Annotated in this window: 16 protein-coding genes; 8 read left to right on the top strand and 8 right to left on the bottom strand. The window is 56.9% G+C overall.

Annotation, left to right across the window (positions count from 1 at the left end; genetic code table 11):
• The first annotated feature begins 62 nt into the window (after nt 1–62).
• A complete protein-coding gene (locus EC9_RS05010) occupies nt 63–482 on the top strand; it encodes an ImmA/IrrE family metallo-endopeptidase (protein WP_145342896.1) in 420 nt (139 codons plus the stop codon).
• Between the two features lie 54 nt (nt 483–536).
• On the opposite strand, the gene EC9_RS05015 is transcribed toward EC9_RS05010, so the two are convergent.
• Nucleotides 537–731 (bottom strand): hypothetical protein, encoded by a 195-nt coding sequence (locus EC9_RS05015; protein WP_145342898.1) that lies wholly within the window; start codon nt 729–731, stop codon nt 537–539.
• A 331-nt stretch (nt 732–1,062) separates the two neighbouring features.
• Between EC9_RS05015 and EC9_RS05020 the strand changes: the two genes are divergently transcribed.
• From EC9_RS05020 to EC9_RS05035, 4 genes are all read left to right on the top strand, one after another.
• Nucleotides 1,063–2,195, top strand: a protein-coding gene (locus EC9_RS05020) for an IS630 family transposase (RefSeq protein ID WP_145124286.1) whose coding sequence is annotated in 2 segments (ribosomal slippage) — nt 1,063–1,498 and nt 1,498–2,195 — 1,134 coding nt in all. Because the reading frame shifts where the segments join, the coding sequence is not laid out codon by codon here.
• Between the two features lie 190 nt (nt 2,196–2,385).
• Nucleotides 2,386–3,687 carry a carcinine hydrolase/isopenicillin-N N-acyltransferase family protein gene (locus EC9_RS05025; RefSeq protein WP_145342900.1) on the top strand — a complete coding sequence of 434 codons (1,302 nt, stop codon included), beginning with the start codon at nt 2,386–2,388 and terminating at the stop codon, nt 3,685–3,687.
• Between the two features lie 61 nt (nt 3,688–3,748).
• Nucleotides 3,749–4,570 (top strand): BPL-N domain-containing protein, encoded by an 822-nt coding sequence (locus EC9_RS05030; protein WP_246105961.1) that lies wholly within the window; start codon nt 3,749–3,751, stop codon nt 4,568–4,570.
• Between the two features lie 82 nt (nt 4,571–4,652).
• On the top strand, nt 4,653–5,369 hold the full coding sequence (locus EC9_RS05035) for a hypothetical protein (RefSeq protein ID WP_145342902.1): 717 nt from the start codon (nt 4,653–4,655) through the stop codon (nt 5,367–5,369).
• A 27-nt stretch (nt 5,370–5,396) separates the two neighbouring features.
• Here the strand turns inward: EC9_RS05035 and EC9_RS26880 are convergent, their stop codons facing one another.
• Nucleotides 5,397–5,648, bottom strand: coding sequence for a VOC family protein (locus tag EC9_RS26880; RefSeq protein WP_246105962.1), 252 nt, complete (start codon nt 5,646–5,648; stop codon nt 5,397–5,399).
• Between the two features lie 567 nt (nt 5,649–6,215).
• Here EC9_RS26880 and ggt point away from each other — a divergent pair.
• Entirely contained in the window at nt 6,216–8,000 is a 1,785-nt protein-coding gene (gene ggt, locus EC9_RS05045) for a gamma-glutamyltransferase (RefSeq protein ID WP_218934592.1), read from the top strand.
• 528 nt (nt 8,001–8,528) lie between these two features.
• Here the strand turns inward: ggt and EC9_RS05050 are convergent.
• Nucleotides 8,529–9,092, bottom strand: coding sequence for an RNA polymerase sigma factor (locus EC9_RS05050; protein WP_145342906.1), 564 nt, complete (start codon nt 9,090–9,092; stop codon nt 8,529–8,531).
• A gap of 269 nt (nt 9,093–9,361) precedes the next feature.
• Here EC9_RS05050 and aroC point away from each other — a divergent pair, with 269 nt between their 5' ends.
• Nucleotides 9,362–10,486, top strand: coding sequence for a chorismate synthase (gene aroC / locus EC9_RS05055; RefSeq protein WP_145342908.1), 1,125 nt, complete (start codon nt 9,362–9,364; stop codon nt 10,484–10,486).
• A gap of 310 nt (nt 10,487–10,796) precedes the next feature.
• Nucleotides 10,797–11,075, top strand: a complete 279-nt coding sequence (locus EC9_RS05060; RefSeq protein WP_145342910.1) for a ferredoxin family protein — start codon at nt 10,797–10,799, stop codon at nt 11,073–11,075.
• Nucleotides 11,076–11,212: 137 nt separating this feature from the next.
• Here the strand turns inward: EC9_RS05060 and EC9_RS05065 are convergent, their stop codons facing one another.
• The 5 genes from EC9_RS05065 to EC9_RS05085 form a co-directional block, all read right to left on the bottom strand.
• Nucleotides 11,213–11,779: a family 16 glycoside hydrolase gene (locus tag EC9_RS05065; RefSeq protein ID WP_145342912.1), complete on the bottom strand. Its 567-nt coding sequence runs from the start codon at nt 11,777–11,779 to the stop codon at nt 11,213–11,215.
• 57 nt (nt 11,780–11,836) lie between these two features.
• Nucleotides 11,837–13,720 carry a hypothetical protein gene (locus tag EC9_RS05070; protein ID WP_145342914.1) on the bottom strand — a complete coding sequence of 628 codons (1,884 nt, stop codon included), beginning with the start codon at nt 13,718–13,720 and terminating at the stop codon, nt 11,837–11,839.
• A 278-nt stretch (nt 13,721–13,998) separates the two neighbouring features.
• A complete protein-coding gene (locus EC9_RS05075; protein ID WP_145342916.1) occupies nt 13,999–14,496 on the bottom strand; it encodes a Fur family transcriptional regulator in 498 nt (165 codons plus the stop codon).
• A gap of 238 nt (nt 14,497–14,734) precedes the next feature.
• Nucleotides 14,735–15,034: a flagellar biosynthesis anti-sigma factor FlgM gene (locus tag EC9_RS05080; RefSeq protein ID WP_145342918.1), complete on the bottom strand. Its 300-nt coding sequence runs from the start codon at nt 15,032–15,034 to the stop codon at nt 14,735–14,737.
• A 363-nt stretch (nt 15,035–15,397) separates the two neighbouring features.
• The gene (locus tag EC9_RS05085; RefSeq protein WP_218934593.1) at nt 15,398–17,473 is read right to left on the bottom strand and encodes an alpha/beta hydrolase family protein; all 2,076 of its coding nucleotides are present in this window, start codon (nt 17,471–17,473) and stop codon (nt 15,398–15,400) included.
• Nucleotides 17,474–17,627: the final 154 nt, after the last annotated feature.

Consider the following 17,627-nt stretch of genomic DNA (forward strand, 5'->3'; position numbering starts at 1 on the left):
ATCGGCTAGCCTACAGTTTCCGTTTCTTGGATCCTTGAATCGCCGGTTGATGCAGAACGATTATGTCAGACTACCGCGAGGCATTTGCGACCTTTATCAAACCGTTTGCCGAATATCCGTCGCTGCAACAACGCGTGCTGGAGGTACTGCACGCGTTGCCAGGCGACGTGCAGTTGGATTTCGCCAGCGATCCACGGTTCGACGTCGCGATCGAAGATTATCAACCGGGCAAGGGATCGCGGCTGTTCATCGCCAGTCCCGGAGCGGTTGGCAAAGGGAGTCGCTGTGTCGTGCTGCGGCCGAAGCTGGACCGGGCGACCGAGGCGTTTGCCAAATACGTGATCGCTCACGAGTTTGCTCACGCGCACTTGCACAACGGCGGCTGGGGAGAGATTACCGACATCGAACAAGCCGCCGACGCCCTCGCCGCATCATGGGGCTTCGATCGCCCGGAACAGACCGGATGGGCGTGGCTGCAATAGTCGCCCCAAAATCAGCCATCGATGTGGCTGATTGATTTTGACCCGCATCCGAAATCAGGCTTCCGCCATCGAGTTTTCGGAAACATAGTCACCCTTCTTGGGGCGACTTTTCAAATCAAACGTAAACGTCTTTTCGCCATCGCTCGAAATCGTGATGACTTCGATTCCATTCTCTCCATAGACAATCGGAATCGATACACTTTTGCCCGATTGCGAATCGATCGTCTGGTCGCTCGATTGGATCTGCACCAGATAGCTTCCTTCAGGAATGCCTTCACCGTATTGCGGGGTCTCCAGTTGAAAGGTCCCCGAGTTGTCGGTCGTGGCAAATGCACGCGGTAACGTTTCCCTGTGTGGGAGACCAAGCCGCTCGATTTGGGCGAAAGGTAGTGGGGGAGAATCTCTAAAACACTTCGTTCGGCCCCAAAGTGCATATCCTCCGTTTTCTCTTGTAATTTACTGCGTCTATTCGCAAGGACCCCGCTAGTGCTTTGTCAGGCTTAGGAATTGGGGTTTCCTAAATTGGAAGAATCCGGGAGTTTGTAGGTCGATTGCCCCACGAGTCACGGAGGATTCGATGATTAAGAAGTATATCGTTCGGCTTTCGGATACAGAACGGGAAGAACTGAAGGCGATTGTAAAGAAGCTGAAAGGCTCCTCGCAGAAGGTACGGCGGGCGCTGATCCTTCTCAAAGCTGACACGGAAGGACCTGGCTGGACCGACGCCAAAATCGCGGAAGCTTTGGCGTGTCGGATTCAGACCGTGGAGAATCTTCGCAAACGTTTGGTGACCGAAGGGTTCGATACGGCGCTGCACGGGAAACCGCGTTTGAGCGCCCCGCGAGAGAAGACGCTTGACGGAAAGCAAGAAGCGAAAGTGATCGCCTTGCGGTTGGGGAAACCTCCCAAAGGGTTCGCGAGTTGGTCGCTGCGTCTGTTGGCAGACCACGTGGTAGAACTGGGGATCGTGGACTCGATCAGCTACGAAACCGTTCGCCAAACGCTTAAAAAAACGGCATGACCAATCGCAAGATCCAGTATTGGGTGATTCCACCCGACGCCGACTCCGAATTTGTAGCGTGCATGGAAGAAGTCCTAGATACCTACGAAGAACCGTATGATTCGGACTATCCCGTGGTGTGCATGGACGAACAGCCGGTCCAGCTTCACAAAGAGACGCGAACGCCGATCCCGGCGACCCGCAATCATGCTCGACGCGTCGATTACGAGTATGAACGGTGCGGAACCGCCAGCGTGTTCATGTTCACCGAGCCGCTGGCCGGATGGAGAGAAGTCACCGTGCGTCCAAAGCGAACCAAGGTCGATTGGGCCATCGAAATGGAGGCACTGCTGACGACACGCTACAAAAAGGCGAAGAAGATCATCCTGGTATGTGACAATCTCAATACCCACACCAAAGGCGCCTTCTACGAGGCCTTTAAGCCAGAAAAAGCCCGTGCCTTGGTTCGTCGCATCGAGTTCCGTTACACACCCAAGCATGGAAGTTGGCTCAACGCGGCTGAGAACGAACTCAGTTCAATGACGCGGCAGTGTATCAACGGTCGTCGATTCGCGACGATTGCGCCGCTGAGAAAGGAAACACAGGCGTGGTCCTCACACTCAAACAGAAGACAGCGTGGCGTTGACTGGCAATTCCAAGTCAAAGATGCGAGAACAAAACTAAAATCCCTCTACCCCAAAATCAAAGCCTGACAAAGCACTAGGAGCCTTTGAAGTTAGGACGGAATGGATCTCTTTTTGCGCATTACAGCATTGATACGGCGCCGCAACTCGATGATATTTCCTAGACCCTAGGCAGCTGCTGCTTAAATAGCAGGCAGCTCCGCGCGTCCCCACCTGAAACTCCCCACCTCTGCACAAGAAGAACGCAACGATGAAAATCATGATGCGATCCCGCCTTCTGACAGTGATGCTTCCGCTCTTGTTACTGCTTACCGAAAACGGCATGGTTGCCCAAACGTTGGCTTGCACGACGGCTGTGATCAGCGGAAGCGCAACCCCCGATGGCCGTCCAATCTTGTGGAAGAATCGCGACTACGGCAGTCGGTTGCACAACGAAATGGCGGAGATCACCGGCGGGAAATTCAAAGCGATCGCCGTCGTCAATGCGGGCAGCCGATCGTCGGTCTGGATGGGTGTCAACGAGGCGGGTTTCTGCATCGAAAATTCACTCAGCAAAGATTTGAAGATCGAAGGCAAGACGTCGGGCCCCGGCAACGGCACCTTGATGCGGATGGCGTTGCAAACGTGTGCGACGGTCGCCGATTTCGAAAAGCTACTGAAAGAGACCAACACGACGGGGCGGGCAACGATCGCAAACTTTGGTGTCATCGATGCTCAAGGCGGAGCTGCGTTGTTTGAAACCGGGCCCAAGCAGTACAAGATGTTTGACGCCAACGATCCCAAGATCGCCCCACGCGGCTACATCGTTCGCTCCAACTTTGCAACGACCGCTCAGGAACTCGGCGCGAATCCGAGTCCCGTTGAACTGAGCGATGTCTCGTCGAGCGATCGCTACCTGCGAGCATGTGGAATTCTCGAACTGACAGCTTCGGATGGCATCTCGGTCGAAGAAGTCCTTCGGCAATGCGCTCGAGACTTGAGCGACGAAAATGGCAACCCGCTGCCAGGTTCGGTCAACGGCAAGCCGGGAACATTGCCCACGCGAATCGCAACCAAAAACACGATCAGCCGCACGACCACCGTCTCTGCCGCCGTGTTCCATGGCGTCCGCCCCGGCGAAGATCCTCGCCTGACCACGATGTGGACGATGCTGGGCGATCCCAAATTCACCATCGCGGTCCCATCGTTTGTTGTCGCGGGCGTCGCCGATGATCTGACGGACGAGCGTGGTGGAGAAATTGGAGAGATCGCAATCACGCTTCGCGAATGGAGCCTAACACCGGACAAAGAAGCGATCTACAGCGACTTGCTGCCAGGTATCTGGAGCGATCTGTGGGCCCTCGAAGATCGTCTGCTAACAACGACACTTCGCGCCAAACAGCGGTGGTCCCAAGGAAAGGCACCGGTGCAGGAGATCAAAAAGCTACACAACGAAGCGGCCCATGCCGCGATGCAAGCGATGTCGAAGGAACTGCAAGAAGCGAAAACCATCGCCTTGGCGAAACCAGCCCCCAAGCCGCCAGTGTTTAATGATTCGAGCTTCGCCACCTCCTCGAACTAAGTCACATCGCCAACTTGATTGACGCACGCCGACTAATTGAAACCTAATAAAGTCTTCACCCATGAAACGTTCAACCGCTACCTTTCCAGAAGCTCTCCTTGGTTCGATCACAACTCTCTGCCAGTTGATGCTTTTCTGCGTCCTGGTCGCCACCGGAATCGTCCGCGCAGAATCGCTGCCGGGGACGGATCGCGACACGCTGATTCGCGTTGCGATTTATGACCATTCCGACGGATCGGCCAACGGCCCCAAAAACCTGAAACGGATCCTGGTCCGCGACGCAGGATTCGATGCGGTCCGCGTGACTCCGCAAGAGATCCAAAAAGGCATCTTGGAGAAGTTCGACGTCTTGATCATGCCGGGTGGATCGGGCAGCAAGCAGGCTGAAAAGCTGGGCGAAGAAGGACGCGAGGTGGTGAAGAGCTTCGTCCGGTCCGGCGGCGGCTATGTCGGGATCTGCGCCGGATCCTACCTCGCATCGTCTCAGTACACGTGGTCGTTAGGAATCGTCAACGCGAGAGTTTGGGATCGCAGCCACTGGGCTCGCGGAACCGGAACCGTCTCGTTGGGGCTCTCTCCGAGCGGACGCAACGTGCTGAAATCGAAAGCCTCCGAATTGGAAGTCTATTACGGCCAGGGCCCACTGTTGATTCCTCACGACAATCCTGAACTTCCGGGCTACGAAGTCCTAGCAACTTACGAGACCGAGATCGCGAAGAAGGGTGCCCCAGTGGGTGCCATGGTTGGAACTCACGCCATCGTGCGAACGATGTTTCACGACGGGCGAGTTCTGTGCTTTAGCCCGCATCCCGAATCGTCCGGCGGCCCCAATTCGATCATGGTCGAAGGGATCCGCTGGGCCGGCAGCAAGCCACGGAACTGAGACTCGCATCGCGGGTGAACGGTCACGCTTGGGTGAGAATTCACGACTCCCGGGCACGATAGCTTTTGCGAAGGGATGATTCTTGTTTATCGATCGATTCGCCGCCGCTTCGGGCGAAGCCATTTGCCGATTGCCACTTGGCGATCCGTGGGAGGTTGCCGAAGAGCATTTCTATCCGTGGAACACCATCGATATCGTCCCCGACAGCCCGGTCCGACTGCCCCTGGTCGGATATGGCAGCCTGATGAATCGGAGTTCTGCACGTCGTACGCTCAGTGAACAGTGCGTCTCGTCGGCGCGTCCCGTACTTGTGATGGGGGCTCGCCGGGTCTACGAATACGTGATGAGTCCCCGCGGCCGGCAGATCTATGGCGAACAGGAGGCGGAGGGGCGCTTCGGCGTCCTCAATGCGAGATCCAGCAATGATTCCAACGACTGGTTCAACGGAATCCAATACGAATTAGACGCTGTGGATATCATGGCGTTGGTCGAACGAGAGTCGGCTTACGACCTGTTGCCAGCTTGGACAATCCTTTGGGACGCGATGGATTCCGCTCCACAGATCGGCTATTTCCTTTCCTGCCGCACCGAAACGCATGAAGGCCGGCAGCTGCTCGACTCGCAATTGCTGCCCCACCCAAACTATCACGCCATCTGTGAAGAGGGCTGTCGCGACGTCTCCCCTGATTTCCTCACCGCATTCCACCGCAGCACTTGGGTTCGAGAAGCTCGAATGATCGACGCCGCCAAAACATTGGCTCGCACCCCCGCCACGACACCGCCCGCTTCGCGTGGCTGACACGAAGCGATGGCTAACCACCGGAGACTACTTTGCGAACAACGCGTTCATGTCGTTGAAACCCTTCATTTCGATTGCGTTTCCCGACAGGTCGTAAAAGAACATCGTTCCCTGTTCGCCAGGTTCACCTTGGAATCGGATATAGGGAGCGATCACAAACTCAACACCTTTTGACTTCAATCGATCGGCGAGCGCGGACCAACGCTGCATGTCGAGGACAATTCCAAAATGTGGAACCGGCACCCCCATGCCCATCGACTTCGTTACAGTGAATCCCACCAGGCGTTTTGTCGGGATTGAGATGACACACAAACTGGTGTCCAAAAAAGTTAACATCGACCCAAGTACTGGCGCTGCGTCCTTCGCTGCAACCGAGCAGTTCACCATAGAACTTGCGAGCCTCCGCCAAGTCATTCACTTGAACAGCCAAGTGGAACGGAGAGAGCGGTGCTGGCGAGGCGGCGTCGCTCAACGGATGAGAATCACTGCTTGAATGAGAACCGTCAGCCATCGTTATCTCCGATACGGTGCACTTGGAATCAATTGTTTAAAAGTGGTTCGTACATTTATGCAGCAAGACCATTGATTTGAATAGCCCGCCGATTGAGATAGAAAAGATAATTGAGTCTAACAACGAAACATCGACTTGTCAGTCGCTCGCCTAGCCAGTGTCGACACGAGTACTCGATCATTACCCACCTTTCATTCACCTTCCCCGCCGACGCATTCGAAGTGATTCGAATGCCCACGAATTATCCAACTCTCCTTTCCGTCCTACCTGCAAAGATGATGAAGACAATGTTTATATCGTTCCAACCTGGATTCAGGTCATCCCGAAAGTGTCTGTTGACGAGGGTCGTTGTAACTCTTTTTGCAGCGTTCCTGTTCAGCGGCGTCGCCAATGCCCAGGCGAAGTTCCCGTTGCCGGATCGCACGCCTGTCGATGTGGCAACGGGCAAGAGTGGAGTTGTCGTATCGAATACAGCCGGAGCTTCCAAGGTAGGACGGGAGATACTTGCCAAAGGCGGCAACGCGGTCGATGCGGCGATTGGAGTCGCCTTCGGTTTGCAGGTCACTTGGCCGGAAGCTGGCAATATCGGCGGCGGCGGGTTCATGATGATCGCTCCTCCCGACGAAGAGGTCGTCTGCGTCAACTATCGCGAAACAGCTCCGGCAAGCGTCGACGAATACAGCTTTGACAAATGGAAACAGCGGCACCACAGCCGCATGGCGGGCGTCCCTGGAACGGTCCGCGGCATGGCGTTGGCTCACGAAAAATATGGCAAGCTGCCGTGGGACGAGATCATCAAGCCGTGCGTTGCCTTGGCTCGCGATGGATTTGTTGTCGACGAACACTTGGCGTACTCGCTCAATTCGGTGTTGAAGCTGAAGTCGATTCAAACCGAACCGCGGTTCGCCGAACTGCGGCGAGTCTACGGCCATCCCGCAGGCAGGTTCTGGAAGACAGGAGACGTGTTGGTTCAACCCGACCTAGCAGACACGCTGGAATTGATCGCAGTTCAGGGGCCAAACGCTTTTTATGATGGATCCATCGCCGACAAGATTGTGGCCGAGATGAAGCGCAGCGGTGGTCTGATCTCCAAAAGCGACTTAAAGAACTACACCGCCGAGATCCAGCCAGCGATCTCCGGCAAGATCGGCCAGTTTGAAATTTTCGGAGCCGCTCCGCCGTCGTCGGGTGGGATCACAGTGTTGATGCAATTGCGGATGCTCGCAGCGATTCCGCTGCCAGCGGCGGCGGATGCTTTCTGGACAACCGATCAGGTTCATTATTTGGTCGAAGCGATGCGACGTGGCTTTCGCGAACGGGCTGCCTGGCTGGGCGATCCCCGATTCGTCGAGATTCCAAAACAGCTACTCACCGATGAGCACGCGATCGAACTTGCCAAAACCATTCGCCCCGACGTCGCAACGCCTAGCGAAGCGATCGCCGGATCGATCCCGCTGAGCGAAGGGCCCTACGAGAGCCCCGAGACGACTCATTTCTCGGTCATCGATGCCGATGGCCTCGCCGTCAGTAACACCTACACTTTGGAAGGAACTTTCGGCTGCCGGATCGTCGTTCCCGGAACCGGTTTTCTGCTGAACAACGAGATGGGCGACTTCAATTGGTATCCCGGTTACACCAACAAGGAAGGGAAGATCGGAACCGCCGCGAATCTGCTGGCTCCCGGAAAACGGATGCTTAGCTCCCAATCGCCGACGATTGTTCGCGTCGATGGCCAGGCAAAACTTTTGGTTGGCAGCCCCGGCGGCCGGACGATCATCAACACCGTGACGGAGATCTTGGTCCAGACGTTGTTTATGAATCGATCGCTCGAAAAAGCGATCGAAGCCCCGCGGTTTCACCACCAGTGGTTCCCCGACGAGATCCGTTTCGAATCGACTAGCCGTGGATTATTCGAATCGATGAAGACCGATCTGGAAGCCCGCGGCCATCACGTCGATCTGTCGCCCACACGCCGCCAGGGGGCCGCTCATAGCATCATGATCGACCTGGAGACCGGCGAGGCGACGGGCGTCGCCGATTGGCGTCGCGGAGGCACTGCGGAAGCTCTGGAACAGACGCCGCGGCCGCTCTCACGCCAAGCTGCCGCGGTCGGTGAATAAGCGCGATGCCACATAGGGCCCCGAGCGCGGCGCTCCCGAAGGGATCGCAGATCGATGTGCGACCCCGTCGGGGGGCGGCGATTGATTTCGCGGTTGGGGGCCGGGTTTGTCTTGGTTTGGCGGGGCGAAGCTCCAGCAATTTGCATAGCCCAGGCCATCGTCCTGGGGTTGGCGATTGCCGCGTTAAATCCGTAGGGCCAACGGCCCGGCGATTTGCTCTGAGTTCGGATTGATTCGCCAACAAATTGCCGGGCCGTTGGCCCTCTCGATGTTCGCGTGCGACGGGGTCCCAGGCCGCTGGCCTGGGCTATGCAAATCGCCTGGCCTTCGGCCCTGAATCCGCAAAGAGTTCGCTACGCTCAAACCACCGGTTAGCGTGTTCGATTCCATTCGGGATGTTTTTGCCACAGAGGGCTCAGAGGCCACGGAGGATTGATTCTCTCTGTGTGCTCGGTGACCTCGGTGGCTCAATCATTTTGGCAGCGAGCGCCTTCAAGAAAAGAATATTGAGGCGTTCATCGCAACCGGCTAGACGCCCGGTTGGCTTTGACGCATTTTGTCGCGGGCACGGCTGAGCATTGGGCCGACGCTGTTTTCGGGCAGGCCGAGATGATTGCCGATCTCGCGGTAGGTCTTACCTTCCAGATGGTGCATCCGGACCACATCGGCTTCTTTAGGATCGAGCCGCGCGAGCATCTGCTCCAATTGATCGCGATCCTCGACCTGCTGTTCCACCGGACTGATCTGTGTCTCTTCGCTGGCGATGCGATTTTTCTGAGCCGCAAGCCGCTGGGCGGTTGCCAATTGATGCACGATCACGCGGCGGGCGATGACTGTCAGATAGGTCGCCAGACTACTCTGACGTCGGAAGCGACGCAGCACCGCTCGGTCGTTGTTGACCAGGGTCAGGAAGACTTCCGCAACCATGTCGTCTCGTTCCGCAACGGGGAGCGTAACGCCGCGCGATGTGGCGGTGTGGTTGACGACGTGCACCACCAGCCCCAAGAAGCGATCGATAAACGCTTCCCAAGATTGAGGCTCGTTGTCCAAGCAACGATCCAGCAGTTGTCGATCGATGTCCGAGAGTGTCAAGAATTGCGTCTCTGTTCGGAGGAGAAGATTTCTGACAAAATACCGGTATAAGCCGGATGAATTGCCGTCGGTTGGCGTTCAATTTCATCTTAGGTACGGTATTAGCGTCCCGCAAGTGAAACCTTTGCACTCGAAGATTTTGACCGAAATAAGGCCCTTTGGCACGCGTTTCGGGGCTGCATTTGACGATTCCCGGCAGGAATCCCTGGTTTCTGCGTCAATTTTTGCGACTGGGGACAGTTTGACTTCAAGCTACGAAACGGATCCCCATGACAGGCAACTCGTTCGGACAGGCACTGCGAATTACGACAGCTGGCGAGAGCCACGGCCCCGGTAACGTCGTGATCATCGACGGCGTCCCCGCTGGAATTCCGTTTTCAGTCGACGACCTGCTGCCCGATCTGGCTCGCCGCCGGCCCGGCCAAAGCAAGATCGTGACGCAGCGGAAGGAGTCGGATGAACCGGAGATCCTCGCTGGCGTCTTCGAGGGGCGGACCACGGGGACCAGCGTAGCGATCTTGATCCGCAACCAGGATCAACGCAGCAAAGACTACTCCGACATCAAAGACAAATATCGGCCGGGGCACGCCGATTTCACGTTTGATCAGAAGTATGGTTTCCGCGACTACCGCGGCGGCGGACGTTCGAGCGCTCGCGAAACGACAGCCCGCGTGGCGGCTGGGGCGCTAGCGAAGAAGATCCTCGCCGAAGCGTTTGGCGGCCGCGTGTTGGGCTACGTGGCGCAGGTGGGGGATCTGAAAGCGGAGATCGCCGATCCGGCGAGCGTCACGCTGCAGCAAGTGGAAGAGTTCGCCGACGGCCAACCGAACATCGTCCGCTGTCCCGACGAAGCGGTCGCCCAGCAGATGATCGCCAAGATCGAAGAGGTCCGCAAAGCGGGCGATTCGATCGGCGGTGCGGCGGAGATCGTGGCGGCCAACATCCCGGCGGGACTGGGCGAACCGGTGTTCGATAAATTGAAAGCCGATCTGGCCAAGGCGTTATTCAGTCTGCCCGCGGTCTTGGGAGTCGAATACGGGATCGGGTTTGGGTGTGTGACGATGCGTGGCAGCGAACACAACGACCTGTTTACCACCGGCGAAGATGGCCAGATCACAACCAAGTCGAACCGGCACGGCGGCATGTTGGGAGGTATCTCGACGGGGTTGCCGATCGTGCTTCGCGCGGCGGTCAAACCGACCAGCAGCCTGCCGATCGAACAGGCGACGGTGACCAGTTCGGGCGAGGCGACGACGATCCGCACGCGCGGCCGCCACGATCCCTGCCTGCTGCCGCGGTTCATCCCGATGGCCGAAGCGATGGTCGCGATCGTGATCTCCGACCACTGGTTGCGATGGCGGGCGCAGAACGCTTGGTCGCCGGGAACCGAGTGATGAATCCGAGCCGGCTTAGCGAGATCGGATCTCAATAGAGAGCCCGCAAAATGTTAGGCCGATCGCGTGATTTGGAGCTTTGGTTTCGTTGACATAAGTCGTTTGGAGCTTTACGATTCCGACTGATGCAAGCGCGAACCTTTATGCGGTCGTTTGTCGTCTTGTGTCTGCGGGGAAATTGGAAAAGATTGGTGCTGTGACAGGTACGTTACCGATCAACTGAATTCAGGGATGTGAGTTTTCTGGCCGGCTGGCTCCCCAAGGCCCCATCCAGATTCGCGTAAGAAAAGATCCAGAAAGGTTTTCAAGAATGACTCATGTAGTAGCTCAACCTTGCTTCGGTTGCAAATATACAGATTGCGTTGTCGTCTGCCCCGTCGAATGCTTTTACGAGGGTGAGAAGATGCTTTACATCCACCCCGAAGAATGCATCGATTGCGAAGCGTGTGTACCCGAATGCCCCGTCGAAGCGATCTTCCACGAAGACAACGTTCCCGACGAATGGTCGGAATACACTCAGATGAACGCTGACGAAGCGGAGAAGTGTGAAGTGATCACCGAGAAGAAAGAACCGCTGGCCGACCAATAGGATCGCCGCGAGTTCATACAACTCAAACAAAAAGAGCCTGGCCGGAAACTTTCCGGCCAGGCTCTTTTTCATTCTTCCGTTCAGTTTTGATTTGTGTCGTCAGCGCGACGCAAATCCCTCGGCATCGCAGCGACACATCAGCCGTCGAGATTCGTCAGCGTCAGCTTGCGGATCTCGCTGGCGGTATCCCAGGTGGCCAGCCCGATCGGCGCCATCTGCTCCTGTTCCCACCAGACCGAATATTTGTGCTCGTCGTGATCCAGATCGATCACTCGCTCGCCATCGATCGCAAACAGCACCGCCGTCTTGTTGACCTCCATCTCAAACCGATACCAGCGGTTCAGTTCGAACTCGCGATATTCGGTCGTCGGGTTTTCGACAGCCGACATGTTGTCGATGTTCGAGATCCCGATCACACCGCCCCCCCAGCCGCCGACGATCAACGTCGCGTGGCTGCCGCGGATCGGAAAGGTCAGGCCGCAGAAGAAGTCGCTGCCGACGGTGCGGCGAGCCTCCCAAGCGATGCGGTAGAAGTCGCCCGGTTGCGGCCCGCGATAGCTGAGCCCACTGGCTGGTCGGCCCTTGCCGATCGAAAGCGTTCCGGAGTCGAGCGAGATCTCGCCTCGCTCTGCAAAATCAAAGCGATCGGCGATCGTCCAACCGCGCAATCCTGGTGCCAGCAAATCGATGGGGTCGTTGGCCATAAGTGTCCACTCCAGGATTCGAGTTGAGGAATTTGGGGCTCCCCGCAGCGCGAGGGGCTACCGCTGAGCTGCAACGCTCGGGGCGGGAGTTTCGTCCGGCTTGAGCATCAGCCCACGAACAAACCATCCCGCGGGTTCGGTTTTCAGCGTCACGCCCGAAGGTTGGAGGTGCTTTGTGAGGATGCTGAAGTCGGGCAGTTCCGAGGCATCGACTTGCAATTCTTCTTCGTCGGTTTCAGCGTTCGATTGGACGAACAGCCGTCGCACGATCGCTGCCAGGACGGAATCGGATTCCTTCAGCTCGCCGCGCCGCAGCAGTTCGTATTTGGCACGGAAGGCCGATTCGGAACGAAGGACGCGCCAGATCGCGCGATCGGGGCCATATTGATCCAACAGTGCGGCGCGAATGCGAATGAAGTCAGTGGCGGCCGAGAGCGATTCATCCTTTGCTTGACGGTGGTGTTCGATCGAATCGACCAGCATCTGAGCGTGGCTGGAGAACATCAGGTAGCCGTCGTAGACCGTGATCGCCCATTGATTCAAAAGGGGCGGGGTCTGTTTGCCTTCGGATTCATCGATGAATTCCTCAAAGTCCTCGAAGCCTTCGAGTTCGATTTCATCGTCACTCGCCTCGGGCTGCGTCACCTGCCAGATCCAGTTGTGGTGGGCGTAGGGGAATTCTTTGGCGTTGGGATCGCTTTTCATCGCCTTGTCGACAGCAGCTTTGACGACCGCTTCGTTCTGCAATCGAACGCCGATCAGCATCCGCTCGCTATGTTTGGAAACCGGATGGACGTTGTCGGTCAACAAGATTAGGCGGTCGCGAAAGTTGGCAACAATATCGTTGGCCAGATCGATCTGCGGACCGTCTTTGTCCTTTTTAATACCATCGACGACGCGACGGAAGATTTCATCGCCAACGGCCTGGTTGACCAATGTCTCGGCAGCCCAGAAGGCTTCTTCGAGCTTCCAGTTTCCATCCAGGTAGCTGGCTACCGTCGGGAGCACCCAGGCGGGCGGTTCCTGTTCATCGACATTGGGGAACTGCAACATCCGGCCAGCCAGCTTGTACTTGCTGGGAAGCGCCGTGGTCGGCGGGGCGTGGATGTAGGTTTGGTGCCGGACGTCAAACTTTCCGTCATCCAACCGCAGGTGTCCACCAGCGGAAAGGATCGCATCGAAGCCCTGTTCCTGCAGCAATTGAATCGTATCGAGCTGTTGTTTTTTGAGGCCGCCGCTGCGCGCTTCCAAGACGCGGGCGAAACCCAGAGGGCGGACAAACCAACGGATATCTTGATCGTCACCTTCGCCGATCTTGGCTTCGACCGCGGCAAAATCGCTCGCCTTGACCAGTTCGCCTGTCCCCGCGATGCGATCGACGATTCCTTTGACCGCATCGATCTGGTCCGCTGCGATCAACCGCCCGGCGATGCGAACGTAACTGAATTGTTCGACCTTGATCTGGCCAAGCTTCTTCTTCAGCACATAGGTCGAAATCGTGTGACCTTGGTAGGGGAGTTCGCTCATCGTCGCCCCACGATGCTGTTTCAGTTCAGCATCGATTCTTTGCAGCACTTCGGCTGTGGCAGCGTCGCGGCCGCGAGTGTCGATCATGATGCAAACCGCGTTGGTATTCCGCAATTGCATCCAGCCCAGGGTCGCTTCGCCCGAGGCGATCGCGTGAATATCGTTCAGCGTTAGATTGAAAGCCAACCCCGATTCGGACAATCGCTGACGAAGTGTTTCCCGTTGAGAGTCGAAAAACGGCTTCAGTTCGGGAGCTTCCGAGAGTGCTCCGGCAAAAGAATTCCCCCAGCGGGTCTCCAATTGCGGCACATCCAGGATCTCAAAGACAGCTTGTGTCTGGTTCGACAGTAGCGTGCGATTTGGAGGGAAAGGCTCGGCAGCGGTGGCAACGGGGGGGGCGAAGCTGCATAGCACAACGCATAGCCCGGTGAGAACTCCCGTACAAATACGAATTGTTGAATTCACGAGCCTTCGTCCAGTTTAGTGAAGAATTGACTTGCTGAGCCGATGCCTTCAGATCGAGTCTGAAGCGCACTAGCAGCACGGAACCCCATTTAGTTTCGGCAGTGCGTGAGCCTTACCGCAAGACGTTTCCCCGTTGAACGCACTCATATTACCCAAGCAACCCATTTAATTGCCAGTAGTGGCAACGTCGCCTGCCCAGCGACCTTCTAAATTGGGGGTGTGGATGCCTAGATTAGGTCCTGTTTTCGCTTTTTCCGCCGACGCGAACAGTCTTGGCAGACGCCTTGAATGATCAAGCGATGGCTGGTCACTCGGAAGCTGTGTTGGACAGCGACCTGATCGCGAATCTTCATCATTTCGTCGCTGGTGAACTCGATCAATTTCTGGCAACGGGTGCAGTACAGATGATCGTGCTGCGGATACCCGTAATCGTGTTCGTAGACCGAACGTCCTTCCAATTGGAAGCAACGCAATAGTCCTGCGTCGACAAATTCTTTCAGCGCACGATAGACCGTTGGGCGGCTAACGTAATTTTCTTGACCCTTGCGCGGCAGTTGTTCGATCAACGAATCGACATCGAAGTGCTCGTGATTGCTGAACACGCGATCGACCAAAAAACGTCGCTGCTCGGTGTTCCGTTGTCCGCGACTTTGCAAAAACTCCTCAAATCTCTCTTGGGGAGTCAGCGAGACGGCAACTTTTTCAAGTGGGGCTGAATCGGACACAACTACGCAACTCAAAGCACGACAAGGGGAATCGGGAGCCAACGAACCATGTTGACCAACCCTTCCAGTTTAAACCGAACGGGGCGCGAAGCGACACCATGTCTCCCTTATATCGCGGAGACAGTCGCCGCTGCTAAAGCCACGCGAAGTATACGCCGCCTGCAAGCAGATACCAATGGCACGCGGTTGGGAACTAGGAACCCGTTTGTTGAGTTACGCTGGCCGAAATTTACGTCGGCTAACCGACTTCGTCCAACAACCGATCGAGCGCGGCGCTCAATTTATCGTCGGTGTCATAGCTGCCATCGGCGATCTGCCGCCGGATATCGGCCACTTTATCAAACCGAATGCCATCGACCACGCCGGTCTCGTTGGCCCCGGAGAGACGATTGATCCCTTGAGCTTCCGAGGAAAGGTCTAATTGATCGATCGGTTGGCTCGAGCCACTGGTGGCTCGATTTTCGACAACTTGATTGGTGCGCGAAACATTATTGGTCGGCTGAGGTGTACTCACGCGGTATGGACCAAAAATCTGCATCGGTAGAAGGCTCCCTGTACGGTGAAGATGCAACCTGGCCGCAGTGATGCGACAGGCCATGCGGCAGTATTGGTGATGTGGAAAACCCGCATCAGGACAATCTAATACGCCGCATTCCGTGTCGTTGGGAAATGCAATCCGTAGCAGAAATAAGCGACTTTGCTAGCGTTCAGGATGACTGTCCACCTACACTATCGGGGGAACGGTCAGCGATGCGTTAGCAAAAAATCGAATCATCTGCGGCAACGGATAACTCTCCGCTGCCAACTCTATCGCGACGGAAAAATCGGAACAAGGGCAATCGATCAATCCACAATCATTCCCCTGTTCAAAAGTCGCTTCAAGTTGCAAGACACTTGCGCATCATTGGCCATCGGCCGACTTAGGTACGGCAAACTTCAAGCTGCCTAGTGCCCCCATCTTCTTGTACTGAGCTTCCGTTGCGTCGAACGTGCCCTTTGCCCCACCGTGCACTTCCAACGGCCGGGGTGCATGCAAAGCCAAGATTCCAGGCAGGTCCAGATAACGTGCTCCGCCGGGAACAAAGTTGGCATCGGCGATGTTGGCGACATCCTGGAAACGGAAGTCTCCGCGGTTGATGCGGCAACCGTCGACCAACGGCCCCGCGACAGCACCAGCTACCGCGACGATCGGGCCCGCTTCCCCAAGACCATCCATTTGGATCTGCTTTGGAGTCCGGTCGTGGTTGCGCATGAACTGAGCCAACGTTAGCAGCGACTTGGCGCGTCGCAGCAACAGAGCGCGGTTGTATCCATAGGTAAAACAGGCGGCCAGCCGATCCTGGCGGACCAGCTTCTGTTTCGTCCCCTCGTCATCTCCTTCGGCAGCCGGCAGATCGCAGGTGGCGATACAGGTTCCCGACGCCAGCAGTTTCGCATATTCCGACTCCGGATCGGCCAAACGTTTCTCGACTGCCGCGATTCCGCCGACGTCGGCGACCAGCGTGACGTTACCGTTCCATTGATCGGGATAGTTGAAGTAGACGGGCAACTTGTCCGCATCGCCGGCTGACGTCAGGTCGCCCGTCATCACTAGGCTGCCATTGATTTCTTGCTTCGACGCTAAATCGAATTCAGCTTTTGCAGCGGCTTCGTCGGGGCGGTATCCAACCATCGCTTCGACCGCGGGCCCAGCGACATCGCGGAATTCCGCTCCCTTGTCCTCAGCAACCGCTAGCGTCAGCTGAAGCTTCCGCTGCGTCGATTCGTGCCAAGCCTTCAGCAGCTTGCGTTCGAAGTCCAAGCCAGCTGGCGGGGCTGGATGTTCGGCATCCCAAACTGTCAGCTCTTCCGCTGTCAGCCGCTGGAAATCGGATTCGAGGATCGGTTCTTGCAGTCCCAGTCCAAACGCTTTGTTCAGCATCGCGTAACAGGCGACGCGGCTGACGTGGTTGTAGTTGTGTCGGAAGTGGATCGCCGGGGCGAGGCTGACGCGGTTCTTGGCGCCAAACAATTCGTAGACGCGTTGCAGTTCGGGAAATCCGTCGGTTGGCATCGTGCGGGTCCAATCGTCCGCAGCGGTCATCCCCAGCCATCGCGGTGCGATGCACGAGGCGATGTGGATGTTTCCGCCATCGATCCGCAGATAGCAAGCGTTTTCGCAAGTGCAGCCTCCCTGCATTCCCGTGCTGACCATCACCGCGGGAAAGGCGGCGGTGATCGCCGGTTGGATCGCAGCGGCGACGAAGGTTTGCGTTCCGCCGCCACTGGCTCCCGTCATCGCGATTCGCGACGCATCGACGCCCGGCAGCATCTGAGCGACGCGGACCGCTTGTAGCGTATTGATCGTCTGCAGCCCCATCGGCGATTGCAGATGGCTTTCGGCCTGCGGGCTGAACAACAACCAACCGTCTGCGGTGTTTTCGATCTCGGCGGCCTGAGTGCGGAAACCGTGAATTCGGTCGATCGAGATCTGTTGGCTGTCGGCATGCCCGACCATATCCCAGTTCAAAACGACACATCCCATCCGCGCGAACTGCACGCAGCGAGCTTGGATGACGTTATGAGCTGCCGATTCAAAACGCTCGGCTCCCATCGCGATCGCCGCTCGCGCCGCTTTGTCACCGGCGTCGTAGAATCGACCGTCGGTCCAGTGGCCGTGGGCGCTCAAGACGATCGGCGCCGCATCGGTCGCGCCCTCGGGGCGGTACAGATTGCCGGTCACATAAAAACCGGGCAGGCTCTCGAAGTAGATCTTTTCGATGCTGTAGCCGTCCATTTCGCGGCGGCCATAAATCGTCGGCTGCGGATCGGCCAACTCGGGCATCGGAATCAATCCGTTCGCCAATCGCAGCATCGTGCGAACGTGTTCGTTCTGCGCTTCGATCGCCTGCTTGCTGGCAGGGACCTGCATCGGAAAGTGGGAATCGAGCGTCGTCAATTCGGGCGTGGCCGATTGGCCTACGACCTGGTGACTCACAACCATAAGACTCAGTGCAAACAAACAGGCAGCAACGCGGCGGGGTTCCATCACAGCACTCTTTAATCGAGAAAACGGAGGAAAGCAGGAAAGGCGGGAAACCTATCATGCATCCTCCGCGGTCCCGATGCAATTACGTCGATGCTGCAGGGCG

Origin of the sequence: Rosistilla ulvae (assembly GCF_007741475.1) — a bacterium.
Taxonomy (GTDB): Bacteria; Planctomycetota; Planctomycetia; order Pirellulales; family Pirellulaceae; genus Rosistilla; species Rosistilla ulvae.

Bases quoted from the DNA above. Each gene is read 5' to 3' on its own strand.
- EC9_RS05010 (WP_145342896.1), top strand. From the start codon at position 63: ATGTCAGACTACCGCGAGGCATTTGCGACCTTTATCAAACCGTTTGCC.
- EC9_RS05060 (WP_145342910.1), top strand. From the start codon at position 10,797: ATGACTCATGTAGTAGCTCAACCTTGCTTCGGTTGCAAATATACAGAT.
- EC9_RS05025 (WP_145342900.1), top strand. From the start codon at position 2,386: ATGATGCGATCCCGCCTTCTGACAGTGATGCTTCCGCTCTTGTTACTG.
- EC9_RS05080 (WP_145342918.1), bottom strand. From the start codon at position 15,034: ATGCAGATTTTTGGTCCATACCGCGTGAGTACACCTCAGCCGACCAAT.
- aroC (WP_145342908.1), top strand. From the start codon at position 9,362: ATGACAGGCAACTCGTTCGGACAGGCACTGCGAATTACGACAGCTGGC.
- EC9_RS05030 (WP_246105961.1), top strand. From the start codon at position 3,749: ATGAAACGTTCAACCGCTACCTTTCCAGAAGCTCTCCTTGGTTCGATC.
- EC9_RS05065 (WP_145342912.1), bottom strand. From the start codon at position 11,779: ATGGCCAACGACCCCATCGATTTGCTGGCACCAGGATTGCGCGGTTGG.